Source organism: Clostridioides mangenotii TR, from assembly GCF_000498755.1.
Lineage (GTDB): Bacteria > Bacillota > Clostridia > Peptostreptococcales > Peptostreptococcaceae > Metaclostridioides > Metaclostridioides mangenotii_A.
On record NZ_AXUS01000010.1, the window covers coordinates 52,291 to 74,878 of the forward strand.

The following is a 22,588-nucleotide window of genomic DNA, read 5'->3' on the forward strand; positions in this document are numbered from 1 at the left end:
TTGCACTTTTAGTATTTTAATAGTTGTAGTATATTGATCTATAGTCTAATAAATTAAATTATTACGAATTAGGAGAGGACTGAATTTATGAAAATGAAAGTTAAAAAGGCGGTAATTCCTGCTGCAGGACTTGGGACAAGGTTTTTACCAGCGACAAAAGCGCAACCAAAAGAAATGTTACCAATAGTTGATAAGCCGACTTTACAATATATAATAGAAGAAGCTGTAGCATCAGGCATAGAAGAAATTCTTATAATTACAGGAAGAAATAAAAAATCTATAGAAGATCATTTCGACAAATCTGTAGAGCTAGAGCTAGAATTAGAGCAAAAGGGTAAGACAGAGCTATTAGAAGTTGTTCAAAATATTTCTAATATGATAGATATACATTACATAAGACAGAAAGAGCCTAATGGACTTGGAGATGCAATTTACTGTGCAAGACACTTTATAGGAAATGAACCATTTGCTGTTATGCTTGGAGATGATATCGTTGACAATGATGTTCCTTGCCTAGAACAGCTTATGTGTGCATATGAAGAGTACAGAACAACTATACTCGGTGTACAGCAAGTAAAACACGAAGATACAAATAAATACGGTATAATATCAGCAAAACATATAGAAGACAGAGTTTACAAGGTTAGAGATTTAGTTGAAAAGCCAAGCCCAGACAAAGCTCCTTCAGATATAGCAATTCTTGGAAGATATATAATTACTCCTGAGATATTTGGAATACTTAAAGACTTACCACCAGGTAAGGGCGGTGAGATTCAGCTTACAGATGCGTTAAAAGTATTATCTCAAAAGGAAGCTATGTATGCATATAATTTCGAAGGTAGAAGATACGATGTTGGAGATAAATTAGGATTTTTACAAGCTACAGTTGACTTTGCTTTAAAGAAAGATGATCTTAAAGACGACTTCATAGACTACTTAAATTTAGTTTGCAAAAATCACGAATAAAACGATAAAATAGAGAATGTTAAAAACGGAAATAATTTAACATAATTTTAGCAAAGTAGAGGGTGAGTAAATTTGACTACAAAAAAACAAAAAAAGACGAACAAAATAATAGCTCTTGGTATTGTAGGCGTATTAGTACTTTCTAGTATAACGGCTGTACTAAGTATGATAGCTGGTGTATTGTAAAAAAGCAAAACAAGTTTATTTAATAGATAAATATAAAAATTGTATTTATCTATTTTTTCATTTATAATTCCAATAATTGGTATTAAATCTTGCTTATTGACCATAATATATAAATAGTGATATTATAGAAGTTAATCATCTAAACACAACTCAACTTTTCTTTTTCATGCCTACTAAAAATTCTAATGAAATTTTCAAACTTAAAGTTTATAAATAAAATAAGATAGGGAGGATTATCTTGAGTATAGATATCGAAATGCGACCTAAGCTAGATACTAAAACACTGTCTGAACTTAGATTAGTTGCAAAGGAACTTAATATAAAATCTGTTAGCAAGTACAAAAAAGGAGAGCTAATTGATCTTATACAGAAATCAATGGAAGAAAAAGAAGAAGATAATAATGCAAAACCGGAAGCAAATATAAATGTTTCAGTGGAAAAGAAAGAAGCTAAAAAAGCAAATAACACAATAGAGGAAACAAACAAAAAGTCTGTTAGTGTTGAAAGAGATAACACAAATGGGAACGTAAACAAAAATAGGGATGAAATAAACAATAAAGAAGTTGTTAATGGGGTTATAGTAAATAAAGACATAAATGGAAAGAACGAGAATACAAGTAGAAATGATGTAAATAATAGAAACGATTCAAATAATAAAGTTGAAAAGTCTGCACCGAGATCAAATAGATCAAATTTCAACAATGGAAAGGTAAATTACATGCCTAAACAAGTTGAGGAATCAAAAATAGTAGATGAATTTAATACATCTAAAGAAGATGAAGTAGTAGGTGTATTAGAGATACTACAAGATGGATTTGGATTTTTAAGGGGTTCAAATTATTTATCAACAGAAGGTGATGTCTACGTATCTCCGTCTCAAATTAGAAGATTCAATATGAAGACAGGCGATAAGGTAAAGGGTATTACAAGACATCCAAAGAGTGGAGAGAAATTTCGAGCGCTTTTATATGTACAAAAAATAAATGATGAAAATCCAGATACTGCAATAAAGAGAGTAAACTTCGAGCTGTTGACACCAATATACCCAGAAGAGAGATTATCTCTTGAAAAGAATCAAAGTGAAATAGCTACAAGAATGATAGATTTAATATCTCCAATAGGTAAAGGACAGAGAGGTCTTATTGTTGCACCTCCAAAAGCCGGTAAAACCGTACTTCTAAAGAGCGTTGCTAATAGCATATCAAGAAACTATCCTGATGTAGATCTAATTATTTTGTTAATAGACGAAAGACCTGAGGAAGTCACAGACATGAAGGAATCAATAGATGGAGAGGTAATTTACTCTACGTTTGATCAGGCATCGAGTCATCATGTCAAAGTTGCTGAGATGGTATTGAATAGAGCTCAAAGATTGGTTGAACACGGAAAAGATGTAGTTATTCTTTTGGATAGTATAACTAGACTTGCTAGAGCTTATAATCTAACTATATCTCCAACTGGAAGAACACTATCTGGAGGTTTAGATCCAGGGGCACTTTACGGCCCTAAAAAGTTCTTTGGAGCAGCTAGAAATATAAGACAAGGTGGTTCTCTTACTATTTTAGGAACAGCTCTAGTTGAGACTGGATCTAGAATGGACGACCTTATATTTGAGGAATTTAAGGGGACTGGCAATATGGAGCTTCACTTAGATAGAAAGCTAGCTGAGAAGAGAATATTCCCAGCAGTAGACATATATAAATCAGGTACAAGAAGAGAAGACTTACTTCTTTCTGATGAAGAAAAATCTGTTCTGTGGAAGCTTAGAAGAGAGATGAGCAACAATTCTATTCTTGAAATTACAGATAAGATGATTGAGTTGTTGAAGAGAACTAAAAACAATGATGAGTTTATAAAATCAAGCAAGTCAATATAACTGATAAATTTACAAAATTAAATAAGCATCAATAGTCTTATATTAATTATGATAAAGAATAGACATAAGTTAGAATTATTGGAACAAAATGTTCTTGAATGCCATAATAACTTGTGCTATAATGGTGTAGTTGTTAATGTAGAAAAAAACTAAAAAGTTAAATTTTATGTTTAAATAAAGAGAGAGGTGATTCTAGTGCAAAAAGAAATACAACCAAATTACAATCCAGTTGAAGTACACTGTGCTTGTGGAAACACTTTTATTGCTGGTTCAACTAAGGACGAAATAAAAGTTGAAATTTGTTCAGAGTGCCATCCATTCTACACAGGTAAGCAAAAGAATGTGGAAAAAGGTGGAAGAATCGACAAGTTCAAAAAGAGATTCAATATGGACATGGACTAAATGTTATAAAAGTGGAGTTGGAGCGTACCAACTCCTATTTTATTACCCAAAATCGGTTAAATATGTTAAAATTCAAATAAGTTATTTATTTAATGTGTATTTAAGGAGCGGAATATGAAAAAACAATCAGTTGGTGGTCAAGCTGTCATCGAAGGTGTCATGATGCAATCTAAAGAACGTAGAGCGATTGCAGTAAGGAAGACAGATGGAGATATCACCATAAAAAATGAAACTATAGAAAGCTGGGTAAGAGATAGAAAATTAGACAAAGTACCTTTTTTAAGAGGTGGTTTGATTATGATAGAGACGATGATAGAAGGTGTAAAGAGCCTAAACTATTCTTCAGAAGTTTTTTTAGGAGAAGAGGGAGAAGAAGATGATAAGTTCGATATTTTTATAAAGAAAATATTTAAAGATAAGGCAAATGATGTGATAATATTTTTATCAATGGCGATTGCTATGGTATTGTCAGTTGGTTTATTTGTTCTTATACCTACACTTACAGGTGGACTTTTCGCAAGTATTGTAAAAAATGATATTATATTAAACCTTATTGAGGGAATGATAAGAATATGCATTTTATTTACATATATAGTATTGGTGTCTAAAAGCAAGGATATCGAGAGGGTGTTCCAGTATCATGGTGCAGAGCACAAATCGATTCACTGCTATGAAAATGACGAAAAATTAACTGTAGAAAACGCTAGAAAGTACAAAAGATTGCATCCAAGATGTGGTACTAACTTCCTATTTATAGTTATGGCTACATCTATAATACTTTTTTCTTTCTTTGGTTGGCCAAATCCTATTGTGAGAATAGGCGTGAGAATTATATGTATTCCGGTTGTTTCGGGTATAGCATATGAGATTATTAGGATGCTTGGTAAATACGACAACAAGATTACTAGGATAATTGCTTATCCTGGAATGATGCTTCAGTACTTTACAACAAAAGATCCTGACGACGAACAACTTGAGGTTGCCTTAGAGTCTTTAAAAGCTGTATTGAATGAGGAAAAAAGGGAGATATTATGATTATAAGTGATTTAATTAAAATATACTCAGACAAATTAGTAGATATAAGTGATACACCTAGATTAGATGTAGATATGATGCTTTGTAAAGCATTGGGTAATGTAGATCGAATATACATACACATGAATATAGATCGAGAATTAGATAAGGATAAACAGGAGTATTTTGAAAAAATGTTTGAAGATAGGTTGAAAGGTAGACCTATAGCCTATATTTTAAACAATAGAGAGTTTATGGGACTGGATTTTTACGTCGAAGAAGGTGTGTTAATCCCAAGACCAGATACAGAAATTTTAGTTGAAGAGATAATATATGTATACAACAAACAAGGAAGTGCAACAGTTTTATTGGAAGATAGCAATGAAGAGAGTAGCGATGCTTCAAGAGAATTAGAGAAAGAAAGATTAAGTAGAAATTTAAAAAAAGATCTAAAAGAAGAATTAAAAATAGTAGAGATAGGTACTGGATCAGGAGCTATAACTGTAAGCCTAGCCAAGTACTTAAAAAGCAGTACAGTGTTATCACTTGATATATCGGATACTGCACTAAAAATAGGAGAGAAAAATGCTGTAAACAACGGCGTTATAGATAGAGTTAGTTTTAAAAAGTCAAATATGTTCTCAGCTATAGAAAAAGAGGATATAAAGTTTGACATAGTAGTTTCAAATCCACCCTATATTAGAAGGGCCGATATGGATACTCTTCAAAAGCAGGTAAAGGACTTTGAACCACATTTAGCATTAGATGGGGGATTGGATGGATTAAACTTTTATAGAAGTATAACCAGAGAGTCCAAAAAATATCTAAAACATGGCGGTATGTTAGCTTATGAAGTAGGTCATGATCAAGCTGAAGAAGTGTCAAACATACTTAAAGATGAAGGATTTAAAAAAATATACACAAAGAAAGATCTACAATCAATCGATAGAGTTGTTATAGGATTTAATTTATGATAAAATATAAGACTGAGAAGTTACGATTAAAGAGGTGAGGATTATGCTAAAAAAATTAGAAGTATTAGAAGATACGTATAGGGATTTGAGCGATAAAATTGGAGATCCTGATATAATAAACGATCAAAAAATATGGCAGAAATACGTAAAAGAGCACTCGGATTTAGAGCCAATAATAATGAAATACAGAGAGTACAAAGACGTTTTAAATAATATAAATGAATCAAAAGAAATTTTACAAGAAGAATCGGATGAAGAGATGAGAGAATTGGCTAAGATGGAACTTTCAGAAAATGAAGAAAAAGTTGAGCCGATAGAGAACGAAATAAAAATCCTGCTACTTCCAAAAGACCCTAACGATGATAAAAACGTTATTGTCGAGATAAGAGGTGGAGCTGGTGGAGACGAAGCAGCTTTATTTGCAGGAGACCTTTTCAGAATGTATACTAGATATGCAGAGAGAAGAAGATGGAAGATGGAGTTACTCAGTGCAAACGATACTGGTGTTGGTGGATACAAGGAAGTTTCGTTTATGATAAAAGGTAAGGGTGCATACTCAAGACTTAAATACGAGTCTGGAGTTCACAGAGTTCAAAGAATACCTTCAACAGAATCAGGCGGAAGAATCCATACATCAACTGCTACGGTTGCAGTTTTACCAGAAGTTGGTGATGTTGAAGTAGATATCAACCCAAATGACATAAGAGTAGACGTTTTCCGTTCATCAGGAAATGGTGGGCAGAGTGTCAACACTACGGATTCAGCTGTTAGGGTTACGCATATACCAACAGGTGAAGTTGTTTCATGTCAAGATGGAAAATCACAATTAAAGAATAAAGAGCAGGCATTAAAGATATTAAAAGCTAGACTTTACGACAAAGCTTTAGCAGAGCAGAATAAAGATATAGCAGCAGAGAGAAAGAGTCAAGTTGGTACTGGAGATAGATCTGAGAGAATCAGAACTTACAACTTCCCACAAGGAAGAATAAGTGATCACAGAATAAACTTAACTTTATACAAGCTTGATTCATTTTTAGATGGCGATATAGATGAAATGATAGATGCTTTAATTACTGTTGATCAAACAGAAAAAATGACGGCAATATAATAGAAATTAAAGAGTTGTCTCAATCTAAGAATTAATTCGGATTTTGAGACAACTTTTTTTGTAGATAGGCATGTTAACTCTTTTTTAAGTATATACTTTTTATATACAGGAGGGATAACATGATACTAAAGGTGACTATGATCGGTTTGATCGCCGGAGTTGTAGGAACAGGAATGGGTGGATTAATTTCCGTCTTATTTAGAAAAAAAGTAGACAAATATATAAATTTTTTCATGGGCCTATCTGGCGGAATAATGTTGGCAGTAGTAGTTTTCGATTTAATGAGAGAATCGATGGATGCTATGGGAATCTTGGGTACCGTTGTATTCACATTCATAGGTGCTATTTTAACTATGTACATAAAAACAAAGCTTCATTTTTCTGGAGATATGAGGTCGGGTTACTTAATTTTTATAAGCATACTCATGCACAACCTTCCAGAGGGACTTGCAATAGGCTCTTCATTTATGTCGACAGAGAAGTTGGGTATAACGCTTGCAATAGTAATTGGACTTCACAATATTCCGGAGGGATTGGCTATGGCTCTGGGGCTTATCGGAAGTAAAATGAAGATCAGCAAGGTAATACTTTTCACATTGATAGCAGGTATACCTATGGGGATAGGAAGTTTTCTTGGAGTATACTTTGCTGGAATATTTAGTTCTCTTTTAGGCGTATTTTTAGCAATGGCAGCCGGAGCGATGATATATGTAGTATTAGAGGAAATATTTCCAAAGTCGCGAAGTATGTACTGTGTAGTAGGCTTTTTAATTGGAACATTGATCGTAGGTTATATCTAAAACTATAATTGATAAGGTAGGTATGCAAAAGATGAAGACGACTATATATGAAATAAATATAGACAATATAGATGAAATAGATAAACAAAAGATAAAAGAGTTTGCAGAGCTCCTAAAGCAAGGAGAAACGGTAATATTTCCTACAGAGACTGTCTACGGTCTAGGGGCAAATGCACTTGATGAAAATGCAGTGTCAAAGATATATGGGGCAAAGGGTAGACCGAGTGATAACCCTCTTATAGTACATATATACGATAAGGGCGAAGTCTACGATCTTGCATCAGAAGTTACTGAAAATGCAAAGATTGTGATGGAAAAATTTTGGCCTGGTCCAATAACTATGATACTAAAAAAGAAGGACATAGTACCAAGTAGGACTAGCGGAGGTCTAGATACTGTAGCAATAAGAATGCCATCACATAAAATAGCACGAGAGATAATAAAAGAGGCCGGGGTGCCTATAGCAGCTCCTTCTGCAAACATATCAGGTAGACCATCTCCAACAAAGGCTAAGCACGTAATTGATGAGATGACTGGTAGGGTTTCTGGGATACTTGCTGGGGACGATTGTAACTTTGGGCTGGAGTCGACAGTGATAGATTTGACTTCTGATATACCGATGATCCTTAGACCTGGTAGTATTACTAAAGAAGATCTAGAAAGAGAACTTGGACAGGTTGAAATCGATCCTTCGTTAAATAAAAAGTCAGATAATATAAAAGCAAAAGCACCAGGTATGAAGTATACACATTATTCTCCTAATGCAGAAGTATTTATTGTGGCTGGAGATAAAAAAGATGTGGTTAATAAGATAAATAATATGGTAAAATTGGATAAGGAAGCTGGTTTAACTTCAGGGATAATGTGTATAAATGATAGAAAAGAATACTATGATGGTGTAGTAATCGGGCTTGGAGACACTCTAGAAGAGGTTGCTAGCCATTTATTCGATTCACTTATAGAGATGGACAAGCTAAAAGTAGATAAAATATATTCAGAGAATTTCCCTACAGAAGGAGTTGGAAGAGCTATAATGAATAGACTTCTAAAATCTGCAGGATACAAAATAATAGATGCTAAAAAGGAGTGTTAAATTTGAATATATTAGTAGTATGTACAGGTAACACATGCAGAAGTCCTATGGCAGAGAGACTATTAAAGGAAGCGATCAAAGATTCTGGTAAAAATATAAAAAATTACAATATATACTCTGCAGGGTTATCTACAGCAAATGGAATGAAGGCTTCAGGAAACTCGATTCAGATTTTAAAAGAAAACAATATTGATTTATCAGATCACAACAGCACTGAGTTAATAGAGGATCTTTTAAATAAATCAGATCTGGTTTTAACTATGACTAGGACTCATAAAAATTTTTTAGTAGAAGCTCTTCCTAATTATGCAAATAAAGTTTATACTTTTAGAGGGTTTGCTGAACTTGGAGAAAGAGATATATCAGACCCGTTTGGTGGAGATTTAGAAATTTACAGAAATACATACAATGAAATTAAAGAAGCAGTAGATAAAATAGTAGAAAAAATATAATTTCTGGAGGTTGTAAAGTGAAAATTGGACTTGGTAGTGATCATGGAGGCTATAATTTAAAAAAAGATATAATAGCTTACTTAGAGAAAAAAGGAATAGAATGTGTAGATTTTGGAACAAAAAATAACGTTGATTCAGTAGATTACCCTATTTATGGAGAAAAAGTTGCTGAAGCAGTAGTTTCAAAAGACGTAGATTATGGTATACTATGCTGTGGCACTGGTATAGGTATATCTCTTGCTGCGAATAAAGTTCCTGGAATTAGATGTGCAGTAGTATCAGATACATTCTCAGCAAAGATGTCAAAAGCTCACAATGACGCTAATATGCTGTCATTAGGGGAAAGAGTACTTGGTAGAGGACTAGCTCTTGAAATAGTAGACGCTTGGATAGAAACAGAATTCGAAGGCGGAAGACATGATAAGAGAGTCAATATAATTAAATCTATAGAAGAAAAATATAACAAAAAATAGGAGGAATAAAGATGGGAAAAGTAACAGAAACGAATCATCCATTAATTCAACACAAATTAACGTTTATGAGAGAAAAGGACACAGGATCAAAAGATTTCAGAGAGCTATTAACAGAGATAACTATGTTAATGGGATATGAAATAACAAAGGATATGCAGTTAAGCGAAGTTGAAATTGAGACTCCTATTGGAAAAACAAAGTCAAAAGTATTATCAGGAAAAAAATTAGCAATAATACCAATACTTAGAGCAGGTCTTGGAATGGTAGACGGGCTAGTAAATTTAATACCAGCAGCAAAAGTTGGACATGTTGGTCTTTACAGAGACCCAGAGACATTAAAACCAGTTGAGTACTACTGCAAATTGCCAGAAGATATAGGTTCAAGAGAATTACTAGTAGTAGATCCAATGTTAGCTACAGGTGGATCAGCAGTTGCTGCAATAGAAGTACTTAAAGGTTACGGAGCTAAGAATATAAAATTAGTAAACTTAGTTGCTGCACCAGAGGGAATTGCTGAAGTTCATAAATATCATCCAGATGTTGATATATATATAGCTTCAATTGATGAAAAGTTAGATGATCACGGTTATATAGTTCCTGGTTTAGGTGATGCTGGGGATAGATTATACGGTACTAAGTAAACTGTTCACTGGGTAAGCCCATGAGGTGTTGTAGATAACAAATATTATATATTTTTATAAAAACTGTATTAAATTGAGATTAAATTCAATTTGATACAGCTTTTTTATTATTTGGAAGAGATATTTTGTCGTTTAAGTATACCTTAAATCAATTTAAATACACCTCTTTATTATGCCTATATTTACTAAAAAACCTATTTTTTATCAATATAACAAAATACTTTGTTTTTAAAATAATTAGGCGAAAAATTAATATATCTTTAACACAAATGTAGTTGATTTATATAAGTGTAAAGAATATAATATTTGAAATAAAAGTATAAAAAGAACGAAAGATTCTCAAAATATATTTATCAAAACGATAAAATTCTTGATATGAGAAATTATTCGACAATAATCTTGATGAAGTGTCAATGAAAGTAAGTATTCTCCAAGTTTCTTTTAGATTCGATAAATAGAAAAAGTTGGCATATTATTTGCTTGTATATTAAGCAAATAAATAATATATTAACAAAAATAAACTTTAAGTTTTTACTTGTTGAAATGAATTGATAGAGGTGAATAAATGAGCCGTATAGTAGTAAGAGGTGCAGGAGATTTATCAACAGCAGTTATTCATAAGTTGCACAAAAGTGGCTATAAGGTAATAGCTTTAGAAATTGAGAAACCACAGGCAATACGTAGGCAAGTTTCTTTTTGTGAGGCTGTGTACGAAGGTGAAGTTGAGGTCGAAGGTGTTAAATGCAGGCTATGTAATGATTTAGATGAGATTGAAAGTGTGTTAGATGATGATAAAGTTCCACTGATAATCGACCCAAATTGTCAAATATTAGCGAAAATTCAGCCAGATGTACTTGTAGATGCGATCATTGCCAAGTATAATGTAGGTACCGACAAATCGATGGCGCCTACGACAATAGCACTTGGACCAGGATTTTGTGCAGGAAAAGATGTTGATATGGTAGTAGAAACGATGAGAGGTCACAACCTAGGTAGAATAATAACCGATGGATTCGCAATACCGAATACAGGTGCTCCGGGTTCGATTGGAGGAGTGACAAAGGAAAGAGTTATGTACGCTAGCTGTGAAGGCAGAATTGAAAACGTTTCCAGAATTGGAGATATTGTAGAAAAAGATCAGATCATTTGTTATATTAGAGATGAAGAGACTGGTGAGAAGCACGAAATAAGAGCGACGATAAGTGGAGTCCTAAGAGGTCTATTAAAAGATGGATTATACGCGAAAAATAAACTGAAAATTTTGGATATAGACCCAAGAATAGAAGAAGTAAATAATTCATTTACTATTTCTGATAAGGGAAGATGTATAGCAGGTGGAGTTTTAGAGGCAGTTCTTAGAAGTAAAGTTATGCCGTATTAAGGCTGTTTGATAAAAAAAGCGATGTCAAAAAATAGCAATTTGTGGATTTTATTAAAATAAGTTATCAAAATATCAATTATTAAATACAAAAAGTATACTCAAATTCTTTGAAGGTGTTATAATATTTATTATTAGTTTAAATGAATATGAATTAAAATATATTAGTTAGAATATTCATAACATAATACATCAATAAGGGAGTTGGATATACGTGAGACCATCATGGGACGAGTATTTTATGGAGATAGCAGAAGTAGTAAAGACGAGATCTACTTGTACGAGAAGGAAGGTAGGGGCTGTAATAGTTAAAGAAAAACAAATACTAACTACAGGATACAATGGCGCTCCAAAGGGGATAGGTCATTGTGATACAAGAGGTTGTCCCAAAGCACAAATGAATATACCCTCTGGTCAAGGTCATGAACTATGTATAGCACTTCATGCAGAACAGAATGCTATAGTGCAAGCTTCATATCATGGAATAAGCATTAAAGATTCTATAATGTACGTAACTACTAAACCGTGTATTTTATGTGCTAAGATGTGCATAAATGCAGGGGTAAGAAAGATTATATACAGAGGTGATTATCCGGATGATCTATCCACAGAATTACTAGAAGAAGCAGGTGTAGAGCTTATCAAGTTCAACTAAATTTAGCTTTTTAACTATATAGCTTTAAAAATTGTACTAACAACTTACAAGATTGATTTTTTAAAGTTTTCAAAATAGTCTACAATTATTTTTAAACTTGAAAAAAACTAAATTATGTTCTATAATAAGATAATTTATTTGGGTATTTATACTAGTTTTAGATACTCCCTATAGTGGAAAGGTAGCATTACTATGGATGGAAAAAAACGAAGAGAGATTTTAAGAGCTTTGTCTTTAATTACTCAGCTCGGCTTGACTATTGTGGTATGTATAGTAGGATGTACTTTAGTAGGTAGATATTTAGATGCTAAGTTTAATACTAGCCCAATATTTACGATAATATTTTTATTGTTAGGTATAGGAGGAGCGTTTAGTAGTTCATATAAAACTTTGATAGTATTTACAAAAAGGAAGTGATAACTTGGATGCAAAACTAGCGACCCAAGTAAGAGATGTTTCGAAGGGGATTGCATTATTTGATGTTTTCGTCGTAATAGTTTTAGCAGTAACAGGTAATTTTGATATGCCTATAGTTACTAGTGTTGTTTTTGGAAGTATTGTTGCAATGCTGAATTTTAGACTTTTAGCGATAAATATTGAACAATCTTTATCGCCGGGAGTGTCATCTAAATTTAAATCCCAACTTAAAAGCTCATTTGGGTATGTTACTAGGATGGCGATTTGTGTAGCAGTCTTATTTGTTTCAGTTAAGGCTCCTCATTTAAATGTTTTAGGATCAGCATTGGGGCTAGTAAGCCCTCAATTTGTTATATTTATTAAGAAACTATTGATAGATAAATTTACAGAAAGGAGGAGCAGAGCATGAATTATCAAGCAAGTTATATACTTAAATTTGGAGATTTTATGATAAGTGAAACTGTAGTCGTCAGCTGGGTTATAATAGCCTGTCTGGGTATAGTATCTTATCTTTTAACTAGAAATCTTAAAAAAGAGCCTACAAGTAAGGTTCAGGTTTTCTTGGAATTTGCAATAACATCGCTTAATAAGCTGGTCAAAGAAACAATGGGAGAAAGAGCAATCAAGACACTGCCATTTATAATTCCTTATATATGTAGTTTGTTCTTATTCTTTTTATTCTCAAATATCATAGGGCTTGTAGGGCTTAGATCACCTACTGTAGATTTAGATACTACATTAGCGTGGGCAACAATAACTGTTGTTATGATTTACTATACAGCTCTTAAAAACAAAGGTATGGGATTCTTCAAGGGTTTTATAGATCCAGTTCCTATATTCTTACCAATAAATATAGTTGGAGAGATAGCCAGACCAATATCATTAAGTTTCCGTCCATTTGGTAATATAATGGGAGGAACTATTATAATGAGTTTGGTGTATCAATTATTAGCATTTATATCAAAATTAATAGTTGATATTAATATCCCGTTTGGTCAATTGATAATTCCGGTTCCACTGCACTTATACTTTGATATATTTGCAGGATGTCTACAAGCATTTATATTCATAATGCTGACAATGGTATTTGTGGGATCAGAAGCAGAAGTAGAATAATATGTAAGTAATAGAAATTAAAAATAAAATGAAAATAATATGTAAATATATTTAAGGAGGAAATTAGTATGGATATGGCACATGCAATTATGGTAGCAGGTTCAGCAATAGGAGCAGGTTTAGCAGTAATGACAGGTATAGGTGCAGGTATAGGTCAAGGTTATGCAGCTGGTAAAGCATCAGAAGCTGTTGGTAACCAACCAGAGGCTAAAGGGGACATAATGTCTACACTATTACTAGGAGACGCTATAGCAGAGTCTTCAGCGATATATGGTCTAGTTATAGCAATAATCCTTGTATTCGCTAACCCATGGATATAAGATAATTTATTATTTAATTTAGGGTTAGGTTGTAGCTTATTATCAATCACATATTAAATAGTAATTGATAAATTTTTAAAAAGCTATATTTCGAGGAAGGAGGCTTATAATGGAAATTTTAAAGCCATTGGTATCTTTAACACCAGAATACTTTATTCAGATTTTCAATACATTCCTAGTATTCTTCATTATTAATAAGCTTTTATATAAGCCAGTTATGAGAATAATTGAAGCTAGAGAGAAAGATGTACAAGCTAATATAACTGAAGGTGAACAGAATAGAGCTGAAGGTATAGCGCTTAAAAAAGAGTATGAAGAAAAAGTTGGACTTGCAAAAAGAGAAGGTCAAGAGATCATCAAACAAGCTACTCTTAGAGCTGAAAGTAAGTCTGAAGAATTAGTAACTGAAGCAAAACAAGAAGCAGCACATATAAAAGAAAAAGCTAACGAAGAAATAGTAAAAGAAAGACAAAAGGCTATGAACGATATTAAGTCAAGTGTATCTGACATAGCGTTACTTGCGGCGGCTAAAGTAATCGAAAAAGATATAGATAAAGCGAAACATGAAGAGCTTATAAATAACTTTATTAATGAGGTAGGGGAAGCTAAATGATAAATGTAGTAGCTAGTAGATATGCTGAAGCCCTATTTCAAATAGGTGAAGAAGAAAACTCATCTAATATATTGTACAAAGAGCTTAATGAAGTTCTAGATGCAATTAATTCTAGTAATGAGTTGAAAAAAGCTTTGAGATCGCCTTTAGTAGCTAAGCAAGAAAAAAAGAAATTACTAAGCATAGTTTTTTCTGAACAAGTAAGCAACAATATTAAAAACTTTTTAAAGATTATCGTGGATAAAGACAGAGTTGTCTGTTTGGAAGATATAAGAGATTCTTATAAAGAGTTGATAAATGAAAAAAATAATATACTTGAAGGTCGAGCGATAAGTGCTATAGCAATGAGCGAAAATGAATTAAACGAACTTCAAACTAAGCTTTCAAGTAAATACAATAAAAATGTTGTATTAGAGAATATAGTTGATGAGACTATACTAGGAGGAGTTCTAGTTAGACTTGGAAATGAAGAGATAGATGGAACTGTAAAAACTCGTTTGAGCAATTTAAGAGATCAGCTATCTCAAGTTATATCTTAAGAATGGCGGTGAACCCATGAACTTAAAACCTGAAGAGATAAGTTCTATAATAAAGCAACAAATAAAGGACTATGAAAATAAGATTGAATTAACAGATACAGGGAGCGTTTTAACAGTTGGTGACGGTATTGCTAGTGTTTATGGATTAGAGAAAGCAATGTCTGGAGAGCTATTAGAATTCCCAGGAGAAGTATATGGTATGGCACTAAACCTTGAAGAAGAAGTAGTAGGTGCAGTTATACTAGGTGATGATGATGGGATCAAAGAGGGTGACATCGTCAAAAGAACAGGTAAAGTAGTTGAGGTTCCTGTTGGGAACGGACTAATAGGTAGGGTTGTAAACTCACTAGGTCAACCTATAGATGGTAAAGGACATATTGAGTACGAAAAAACTAGACCAGTTGAATCTGAGGCACCAGGTATAATAGATAGAAAATCAGTATTTGAACCACTTCAAACTGGTATCAAATCTATAGACTCTATGATTCCTATAGGAAAAGGACAAAGAGAGCTTATAATCGGGGATAGACAAACAGGTAAATCTTCGATAGTTATAGATACAATACTTAACCAAAAGAACAAAGATGTTATATGTATATATGTTGCAATAGGACAAAAACGTTCTACAGTTGCACAACTTGTTAGCACATTAGAAAAAGGTGGAGCAATGGATTATACGATAGTTGTATCAGCTACAGCTTCTGAATCTGCACCACTGCAATATATAGCACCTTATGCTGGAGCAGCAATGGGTGAAGAATTTATGTATAATGGTAAACATGTACTTATAGTATATGATGACTTAAGTAAGCAAGCAGTTGCATACAGAGAAATGTCTCTATTACTTAGAAGACCACCAGGTCGTGAAGCTTATCCAGGAGACGTATTCTACTTACACTCTAGACTTTTAGAGAGAGCAGCTAAGTTATCTGATGAATTAGGTGGAGGGTCAATGACTGCACTACCAATCATAGAAACTCAAGCTGGTGACGTTGCGGCTTATATACCTACTAACGTTATATCTATAACAGATGGTCAGATATACTTACAGCCTGAATTATTCTACGCTGGAGTTAGACCAGCAGTTGATCCTGGTATATCAGTATCAAGGGTTGGAGGAGCTGCGCAAATTAAAGCAATGAAAAAAGTATCAGGTACACTAAAACTTGCATACTCACAATATAGAGAGCTTGCAGCATTCTCTCAGTTCGGATCTGATCTTGATGAAGATACGAAAAAGAGACTTGCTCAAGGGGAAAGAATTGTTGAAATCTTAAAACAAGATGAGCATAAACCAATAAGTGTTGAAAACCAAGTTATGATAATTTATGCAGTAATCAACAACTTCCTAGAAGATATAGATATAAAAGAGATACCTAGATTTGAGTCTGAATTATATAGATTCGTAAACGACAATTATCCAGAGATATCAGCACAAATATTAGCAGGAGAAGACTTCGCTTCTAAATTAACAGATGCAATAAATGAATTCAAAGGAAAATTTGTTGTTGAAGCGTAATCCTTTTTAAAAAAGGAGGTAAAGTAATTGGCAGGAGCAGGAATTAAAGCAATTAAGACTCGTATGGTCAGCGTTGAGAGTACTAAGCAGATCACAAAAGCTATGGAACTAGTTGCTTCTTCAAAGCTTAGAAAAGCAAAAGAGAGAGCAGAGAGTACAGAACCATATTTTGATGCTTTATACGATACTGTTAAGGATATCGCAAGTTCGACTAGAGTCAATAATGTTTTTATGAAACAAAGAGAAGTTAAGAATAGATGCTATGTAGTTGTTGCTGGTGATAGAGGTCTCGCTGGAGGGTATAACTCAAACGTACTTAAAGAGACTGTAAACCATATGGATGGTAAAAAAGAAACTGTAATGACTATAGGTAAAAAAGCATACGAGTTCTTCTCAAAGAGAGACTATAATGTAGCTGGATATGTAGAGGCTGTAGAAGGCTGTACTTATGCAGATACATCTGAAATATCGAATAAACTGATGGATTTATATAAAAAAGGAGAAGTAGATGAGGTTTACTTTGCGTATACAAAGTTCAAATCGGCACTTGTACAAGAGGTAAAACTTATAAAGTTACTTCCTCTAGTTTTCGAAGATGAGGCATCAGAAGAAAAAAAATCTAGATCAAAGGTACAATATTTACCATCGCCAGGAAGTGTACTGAACTATATAATTCCAAATTACGTAACAGGCGTAGTTTATGGAGGAATTATAGAATCTTTCGCATCTGAGCAAGGTGCAAGAAGAACTGCGATGGAATCAGCGACAGACAACGCAAATGAAATGCTATCAGATCTTGAATTGAGTTACAATAGAGCTAGACAATCAGCAGTAACTCAAGAAATAACAGAGATAGTTGGCGGAGTTGAAGCTCTAAAATAGGGAGGTTAGGAAATGGCGGCAAATGTAGGTAAAATAGTACAGATAGTCGGAGCCGTACTGGATGTTAAATTTGAAGATGAGAAAAGCCTACCTAACTTATTAAATGCATTAGTAATTAAGTTAGGAGAAAGAGAAATAGTTGCCGAGGTTGCACAACATATAGGTGATGATACAGTTAGATGTATTGCCATGAGTGCTACTGATGGAGTTGTAAGAGGAATGGAAGCACAAGATACAGGTGGGCCGATAAGCGTTCCTGTTGGTAATGCTACATTAGGTAGAATATTTAACCTTTTAGGTAATCCAATAGATGGAAAGCCAGCACCTGAGTCTGCGCCAAGCTACCTATACATAGGTCAGCGCCTGAATATGATGAACTTGAGACAACAGCTGAAATACTTGAAACAGGTATCAAAGTAGTTGACTTACTTGCACCATACCTAAAAGGTGGAAAAATAGGTCTATTCGGTGGAGCTGGAGTTGGTAAAACAGTTCTTATACAAGAGTTGATAAACAATATAGCCAAACAACACGGTGGGATCTCTGTTTTCGCTGGAGTTGGAGAGAGAACAAGAGAAGGTAATGACCTTTACGGTGAGATGATTGAGTCTGGAGTTATAGACAAGACTGCACTAGTATTTGGTCAAATGAATGAGCCACCTGGTGCCAGAATGAGGGTTGCACTTACTGGACTTACAATAGCGGAAAACTTCAGAGATGAGCAAGGACAAGACGTACTTCTTTTCGTTGATAATATATTCCGTTTCACACAAGCTGGTTCTGAGGTTTCGGCGCTTCTAGGTCGTATGCCATCAGCGGTTGGATACCAACCAACACTAGCTACAGAGATGGGTACTCTACAAGAGAGAATCACATCTACTAAAAAAGGATCGATAACATCTGTTCAAGCGGTTTATGTACCAGCGGATGACTTAACTGACCCTGCGCCAGCGACTACATTCTCGCATCTTGACGCAAAGACAGTTTTATCTAGACAAATATCATCTCTTGGGATATACCCAGCAGTTGATCCACTAGAATCTACTTCAAGAGTTCTTGACCCAGCTATTGTAGGTAAAGAGCATTATGGAGTTGCCAGAGGGGTACAATCTATACTTCAAAGATACAAAGAACTACAAGATATCATAGCGATACTTGGTATGGACGAGTTATCTGATGAGGATAAGATTATAGTTGCTCGTGCTAGAAAGATACAAAGATTCCTATCTCAACCATTTACAGTTGGTGAGCAATTTACTGGTCTACCTGGTAAATATGTTCCAGTTAAAGAAACTATAAGAGGATTTAAAGAGATACTTGAAGGAAAACACGATGATTTACCTGAGTCAGCATTCTTATTCGCAGGAGCTATAGAAGATGTTAGAGAAAAAGCTAAGGGGCGTGCATAGGTATGGCTAGTAAATTTTCGCTAGAAGTAGTTACTCCTGATGAAATTTTTTATAAGGACGACGTGGAAATGGTTATATTTAGAACTACTGAAGGCGATAGAGCTGTTCTAAAAAACCATATTCCTTTTGTGTCAGGTCTAAAAAAAGGGGAACTGCGTATAAAGTTAGATGGAAATTTTAAAGAGGCGAATATCCTTGAAGGATTTGTAAATGTACAAAAAGGAAAAACAGTTATATTAACACAATCTGCAGAGTGGAAATAAAATTTGATAAATATAAAATAAAACCATCTTCCTTAAAGATAAGCTAAGGAAGATGGTTTTATTTTGCGAAAATATAGTTAAAAATATAACTAAATTTAATAGTTTTTTTGATGATAATTCCAAATGAAAAACTAAAATAAAAAATAGATATTAAAAGAGTAGATTTAGAATAAAAAAATATTATAGTGTTGAAAATGAAAGCTTTATGTGGCAAAATGGCAAACGAAAAATTCTTCAATTTGTTGAAAATATCCTATGTGAGTGCTACGATTAAATAGAAAGTCTGCAATAATATATGATAAATCAATAACAATAAAAAGGGGGATTTTTATGAGCACAAATGCAAGTGTATCAAACAAACATCCAAAGGGGTTGTATATTTGTAGTTTAGCATTTACTTTTGAGAGATTTGCTTACTATGGATGTAAGACATTATTATTGCTGTTTTTAGCGGAGACAGTTGCTAGAGGTGGCCTAGGCTTAGACAATGCCGATGCAGCTGTTATAGCGGCAAACTTAATTTCGTTTACTTATTTAGCGCCTATATTTGGTGGAATGATTTGTGACAGATGGATTGGTGCTAGATACTGTATAATGATTGGTTCTTTAATTATGGGAATAGGTTATATAGTTGGGTATTTTGCAACTAGCGTTATATGGGTTCATGCAATGATTATTTTAATATCTATCGGTACCGGATTTTTTAAAGGAAACCTTAGTGCACTTATAGGTGAGTTATATGATGATCCAAGTAGAAAAGACTCAGCCTTTTCAATATCTTATACTTTTGTAAATATTGGAGCTTTGGCTGGCTCAATGAGTATAGGAATTCTATATACATCTACATTTGCAACTGTTGTAGGTGGAGTAACTGTTTTAGGATTTAGACAGTGTTTCTTGCTAGCGGGTATTGTTACTTTACTAGGTGGGGCTATATTTACACTATTATCTCGTTATTTAGGTGATGCAGGTAAGTATCCTCAAAAAGTTCTTGATAAATCAGGTAATGTAGATACTTCTAAATCTGGTACTACTAAACCTTTAACTAAAAAAGAAAGAAATAGAGTTATAGGTATATTTTTGTTGTCTTTCTTTTCAATACTTTTCTGGGTTTTCTACAATCAGGCTGGATCATCTCTAGCTCTATACATGAAAGATTATGTAAATATGAAAGTTGGTAGTTTTGAAATACCGATTATGTGGGTTGAGACTACATTTAATAGTGTAATGTGTATAGCTCTAGGTCCTGTTATGGCTCTTATCTGGACTAAATTATCAATGAGGAAAAAAGGTGACCTAACAATGGCTAAAAAAATGGCATTGAGCTTTTTCTTCCTGGCTATAGGTTTTGTGTTTGTAATACTAGCGGAAGTCACAAGAGGTGTTGGAGCTCCGGCTACTGTTAAAACAAGTGTAATATGGTTGATACTATTTATAATCTTCCAGTCAACAGGAGAGATGTGCTTTTCACCACTAGGAAACTCACTTGTTAGTAAATTTGCACCACCTAAATATCTATCTCTATTAATGGGTGTATGGACAGCGGCTACGTTTGTTGCTAATAAAGCATCTGGTTATGTTCAAGGTATTATTGAAAAGATGGGACTAATGCAAGTTTTTATTGCTATACCCATTATGTTAGTTGTAGGTGTAGTAGTAATACTTATATTCAATAAAAAAATTACAGCACTTCTAACAGGAGATGATACAGATACTGAAGTGGAGAATCTCAGTGCAAATTAATTGAAATTTAATATATGATTAATAATTATATAAAATAAATAAAAAAGATATATGAATAGGATGTTATAAAGTAATCAAAACTACTTATAACATCCTTTGTATTTTCACGAACTAAATGGTATGTGTGTGGAAATTTACGGTATAATTTAAATGTAGAGTAATATTAATACTGCAAGATGTTAAAAAAATAAATATTTCAAATTTTTAGATTAATTAGTTTATTTTGTAGTATAATGTTATAAAGCAAATAAAAACATATGGAGCAATAACAGATGAATATACTTGATATAGGAACAGATATTGTTGAGATCGACAGAATAGCCAAGGCAAGTAAAAAAAATGAGAGGTTCTTAAAGAGAATATTTACAGAAAATGAGATAGTGCTTTTTAAGTCAAATGGATATAAACCTCATAGTATTGCTGGAAATTTTGCGGCTAAAGAGGCTATAAGCAAAGCACTTGGGACCGGAATTAGAGGATATAACTTTAAAGATATAGAAGTACTTAGAAATGAAGTTGGAAAACCAATAGTCAAAACATATAATAATCTTAATAAAATTTGCATAGATTATAATGTTTTAGAAATAAAAGTTTCGATTTCCCACTGTAAAGAATACGCTGTAGCCAATGCAATGGTAATTATAAATAACTAGGGGTGATTTCATATGAATAAAACAGCTAAAGAAGTAATGACTACTGATGTGATAGTAGCTAAAGAAGAGGATAGTGTAGCAGATGTTGCAAAACTACTTATAGAGGAAAGAATTGGTGGACTTCCTGTAGTAAACTCAGAAAATAAAGTAGTTGGCATAATCTCTGAGACAGATATTATAAAAAAGGAAAAGTACATCGAACCTCCGATGTTTGTAAATCTGCTTGAAGGAATAATATTTTTGGATGATATAAGAAAGATGGAAGATGACATCAAAAAAGTCGCGGCATATAAAGTTGAAGACTTGATGTCAAAAGACATTGTAATGGTAAACTTAAATGATTCTTTTGATGATGTAGCAAATATCATGATTAAAAAATCTATAAACCGTGTACCCGTGGTAGATGACGACAGCAAGTTAAAAGGCATAATTTGTAGATACGATATAATAAAGGCATTATACAATGAATAAACTTTATTAGGAGGAATTATGTGAAAAAGAAGTGGACTATTTTAGGTATTATGTTTTTGACAATGGTTATAATCCTTATAGGTTGTCAAAAGAGAGCGTCCACAAAAGAAGAAGTGTATAAAGATTTTCAAAATAAGATTTATACAATGAAGGAATATACTTGCAAAGCAAAGGTAAAGGTGATAGGAAATAAGAGTCCGTACGAGTATGAATATATACATACGTACAAGAAAACGGATAATTATAGACTTGAAGTCATAGCACCAGAACATGTAAAGGGCAAAACCATCGAGTACAAAGGCGATAAAATCTTAGTAAAGAACCCAGAGATCGACGACTTAGTAGAGCTTCCAAACTCCGGTAAAAACAATCAATACCTTTTTATTGGAGATTTTATAGAGAATTATCTAAAAAATGAGGAAGTAAATATGAAGTTAAAAAATGGAAATCTAGTTATTGACACAGATATACCAGGAGACATTAAGTATTTTAAAAAACAACTCCTATATATCGATGCAGATACTAAATCTCCTACTAAAATGGAGATCTTAGACAATGAGGGAACTCCTAGGTTTATAGTTGACTATAAAGAATTCAAATACAAATGATGATGGGGGTTTATGAT

26 protein-coding genes and 1 pseudogene are annotated in these 22,588 nt (G+C 33.3%); all 27 read left to right on the plus strand.

Annotated elements, in window-relative coordinates; translation table 11 throughout:
• Positions 1 to 87 precede the first annotated feature (87 nt).
• The 27 genes and pseudogenes from galU to gerS all read left to right on the plus strand — a co-directional run bounded on the left by galU (position 88) and on the right by gerS (position 22,571).
• Positions 88 to 966, plus strand: a complete 879-nt coding sequence (galU, locus tag T473_RS0106525; protein WP_024621168.1) for a UTP--glucose-1-phosphate uridylyltransferase GalU — start codon at positions 88 to 90, stop codon at positions 964 to 966.
• A gap of 442 nt (positions 967 to 1,408) precedes the next feature.
• A complete protein-coding gene (gene rho, locus T473_RS0106535; RefSeq protein WP_152522274.1) occupies positions 1,409 to 3,028 on the plus strand; it encodes a transcription termination factor Rho in 1,620 nt (539 codons plus the stop codon).
• A 195-nt stretch (positions 3,029 to 3,223) separates the two neighbouring features.
• Complete coding sequence (gene rpmE / locus T473_RS0106540) at positions 3,224 to 3,430, plus strand: 50S ribosomal protein L31 (protein ID WP_024621170.1); 207 nt, start codon at positions 3,224 to 3,226, stop codon at positions 3,428 to 3,430.
• Positions 3,431 to 3,544: 114 nt separating this feature from the next.
• Positions 3,545 to 4,465, plus strand: coding sequence for a DUF1385 domain-containing protein (locus T473_RS0106545; protein ID WP_024621171.1), 921 nt, complete (start codon positions 3,545 to 3,547; stop codon positions 4,463 to 4,465).
• On the plus strand, positions 4,462 to 5,418 hold the full coding sequence (locus T473_RS0106550; protein WP_024621172.1) for a N5-glutamine methyltransferase family protein: 957 nt from the start codon (positions 4,462 to 4,464) through the stop codon (positions 5,416 to 5,418). Before T473_RS0106545 ends, T473_RS0106550 begins: the two co-directional genes overlap by 4 nt.
• 43 nt (positions 5,419 to 5,461) lie before the next feature.
• Positions 5,462 to 6,526, plus strand: coding sequence for a peptide chain release factor 1 (prfA, locus tag T473_RS0106555; RefSeq protein ID WP_024621173.1), 1,065 nt, complete (start codon positions 5,462 to 5,464; stop codon positions 6,524 to 6,526).
• Positions 6,527 to 6,645: 119 nt separating this feature from the next.
• Entirely contained in the window at positions 6,646 to 7,326 is a 681-nt protein-coding gene (locus tag T473_RS0106560; RefSeq protein WP_024621174.1) for a ZIP family metal transporter, read from the plus strand.
• Between the two features lie 31 nt (positions 7,327 to 7,357).
• Complete coding sequence (locus tag T473_RS0106565; RefSeq protein ID WP_024621175.1) at positions 7,358 to 8,419, plus strand: L-threonylcarbamoyladenylate synthase; 1,062 nt, start codon at positions 7,358 to 7,360, stop codon at positions 8,417 to 8,419.
• Entirely contained in the window at positions 8,413 to 8,871 is a 459-nt protein-coding gene (locus T473_RS0106570; protein ID WP_242825877.1) for a low molecular weight protein arginine phosphatase, read from the plus strand. Before T473_RS0106565 ends, T473_RS0106570 begins: the two co-directional genes overlap by 7 nt.
• Before the next feature lie 17 nt (positions 8,872 to 8,888).
• Positions 8,889 to 9,344 carry a ribose 5-phosphate isomerase B gene (gene rpiB, locus T473_RS0106575; protein ID WP_024621177.1) on the plus strand — a complete coding sequence of 152 codons (456 nt, stop codon included), beginning with the start codon at positions 8,889 to 8,891 and terminating at the stop codon, positions 9,342 to 9,344.
• Positions 9,345 to 9,355: 11 nt separating this feature from the next.
• Positions 9,356 to 9,985: a uracil phosphoribosyltransferase gene (gene upp / locus T473_RS0106580; protein WP_024621178.1), complete on the plus strand. Its 630-nt coding sequence runs from the start codon at positions 9,356 to 9,358 to the stop codon at positions 9,983 to 9,985.
• A 565-nt stretch (positions 9,986 to 10,550) separates the two neighbouring features.
• Entirely contained in the window at positions 10,551 to 11,366 is an 816-nt protein-coding gene (gene yqeB, locus T473_RS0106585) for a selenium-dependent molybdenum cofactor biosynthesis protein YqeB (protein WP_024621179.1), read from the plus strand.
• A gap of 211 nt (positions 11,367 to 11,577) precedes the next feature.
• Complete coding sequence (locus tag T473_RS0106590) at positions 11,578 to 12,018, plus strand: deoxycytidylate deaminase (RefSeq protein WP_024621180.1); 441 nt, start codon at positions 11,578 to 11,580, stop codon at positions 12,016 to 12,018.
• Between the two features lie 192 nt (positions 12,019 to 12,210).
• The gene (locus tag T473_RS0106595; protein WP_024621181.1) at positions 12,211 to 12,435 is read left to right on the plus strand and encodes an AtpZ/AtpI family protein; all 225 of its coding nucleotides are present in this window, start codon (positions 12,211 to 12,213) and stop codon (positions 12,433 to 12,435) included.
• Positions 12,436 to 12,439: 4 nt separating this feature from the next.
• A complete protein-coding gene (locus T473_RS0106600) occupies positions 12,440 to 12,844 on the plus strand; it encodes an ATP synthase subunit I (protein WP_024621182.1) in 405 nt (134 codons plus the stop codon).
• Positions 12,841 to 13,551, plus strand: coding sequence for a F0F1 ATP synthase subunit A (gene atpB, locus T473_RS0106605; RefSeq protein WP_024621183.1), 711 nt, complete (start codon positions 12,841 to 12,843; stop codon positions 13,549 to 13,551). Before T473_RS0106600 ends, atpB begins: the two co-directional genes overlap by 4 nt.
• Positions 13,552 to 13,625: 74 nt before the next feature.
• Positions 13,626 to 13,871, plus strand: a complete 246-nt coding sequence (gene atpE / locus T473_RS0106610; RefSeq protein WP_024621184.1) for an ATP synthase F0 subunit C — start codon at positions 13,626 to 13,628, stop codon at positions 13,869 to 13,871.
• A 109-nt stretch (positions 13,872 to 13,980) separates the two neighbouring features.
• On the plus strand, positions 13,981 to 14,484 hold the full coding sequence (atpF, locus tag T473_RS0106615) for a F0F1 ATP synthase subunit B (RefSeq protein WP_029791586.1): 504 nt from the start codon (positions 13,981 to 13,983) through the stop codon (positions 14,482 to 14,484).
• Entirely contained in the window at positions 14,481 to 15,023 is a 543-nt protein-coding gene (locus tag T473_RS0106620; RefSeq protein ID WP_024621186.1) for a F0F1 ATP synthase subunit delta, read from the plus strand. The genes atpF and T473_RS0106620 overlap by 4 nt, the downstream gene beginning before the upstream one ends.
• A gap of 16 nt (positions 15,024 to 15,039) precedes the next feature.
• On the plus strand, positions 15,040 to 16,542 hold the full coding sequence (gene atpA / locus T473_RS0106625; RefSeq protein ID WP_024621187.1) for a F0F1 ATP synthase subunit alpha: 1,503 nt from the start codon (positions 15,040 to 15,042) through the stop codon (positions 16,540 to 16,542).
• 27 nt (positions 16,543 to 16,569) lie between these two features.
• A complete protein-coding gene (atpG, locus tag T473_RS0106630; RefSeq protein ID WP_024621188.1) occupies positions 16,570 to 17,424 on the plus strand; it encodes an ATP synthase F1 subunit gamma in 855 nt (284 codons plus the stop codon).
• Between the two features lie 12 nt (positions 17,425 to 17,436).
• A pseudogene (gene atpD, locus T473_RS16410) lies at positions 17,437 to 18,833 on the plus strand (F0F1 ATP synthase subunit beta).
• Between the two features lie 2 nt (positions 18,834 to 18,835).
• Complete coding sequence (locus T473_RS0106640) at positions 18,836 to 19,096, plus strand: FoF1 ATP synthase subunit delta/epsilon (protein ID WP_024621189.1); 261 nt, start codon at positions 18,836 to 18,838, stop codon at positions 19,094 to 19,096.
• A 330-nt stretch (positions 19,097 to 19,426) separates the two neighbouring features.
• The gene (locus tag T473_RS0106645) at positions 19,427 to 20,839 is read left to right on the plus strand and encodes a peptide MFS transporter (protein WP_024621190.1); all 1,413 of its coding nucleotides are present in this window, start codon (positions 19,427 to 19,429) and stop codon (positions 20,837 to 20,839) included.
• Positions 20,840 to 21,111: 272 nt separating this feature from the next.
• The gene (gene acpS / locus T473_RS0106650; RefSeq protein WP_024621191.1) at positions 21,112 to 21,492 is read left to right on the plus strand and encodes a holo-ACP synthase; all 381 of its coding nucleotides are present in this window, start codon (positions 21,112 to 21,114) and stop codon (positions 21,490 to 21,492) included.
• 12 nt (positions 21,493 to 21,504) lie between these two features.
• Positions 21,505 to 21,963 (plus strand): CBS domain-containing protein, encoded by a 459-nt coding sequence (locus tag T473_RS0106655; RefSeq protein WP_024621192.1) that lies wholly within the window; start codon positions 21,505 to 21,507, stop codon positions 21,961 to 21,963.
• Between the two features lie 20 nt (positions 21,964 to 21,983).
• Positions 21,984 to 22,571, plus strand: a complete 588-nt coding sequence (gerS, locus tag T473_RS0106660) for a germination lipoprotein GerS (protein WP_024621193.1) — start codon at positions 21,984 to 21,986, stop codon at positions 22,569 to 22,571.
• Positions 22,572 to 22,588: the final 17 nt, after the last annotated feature.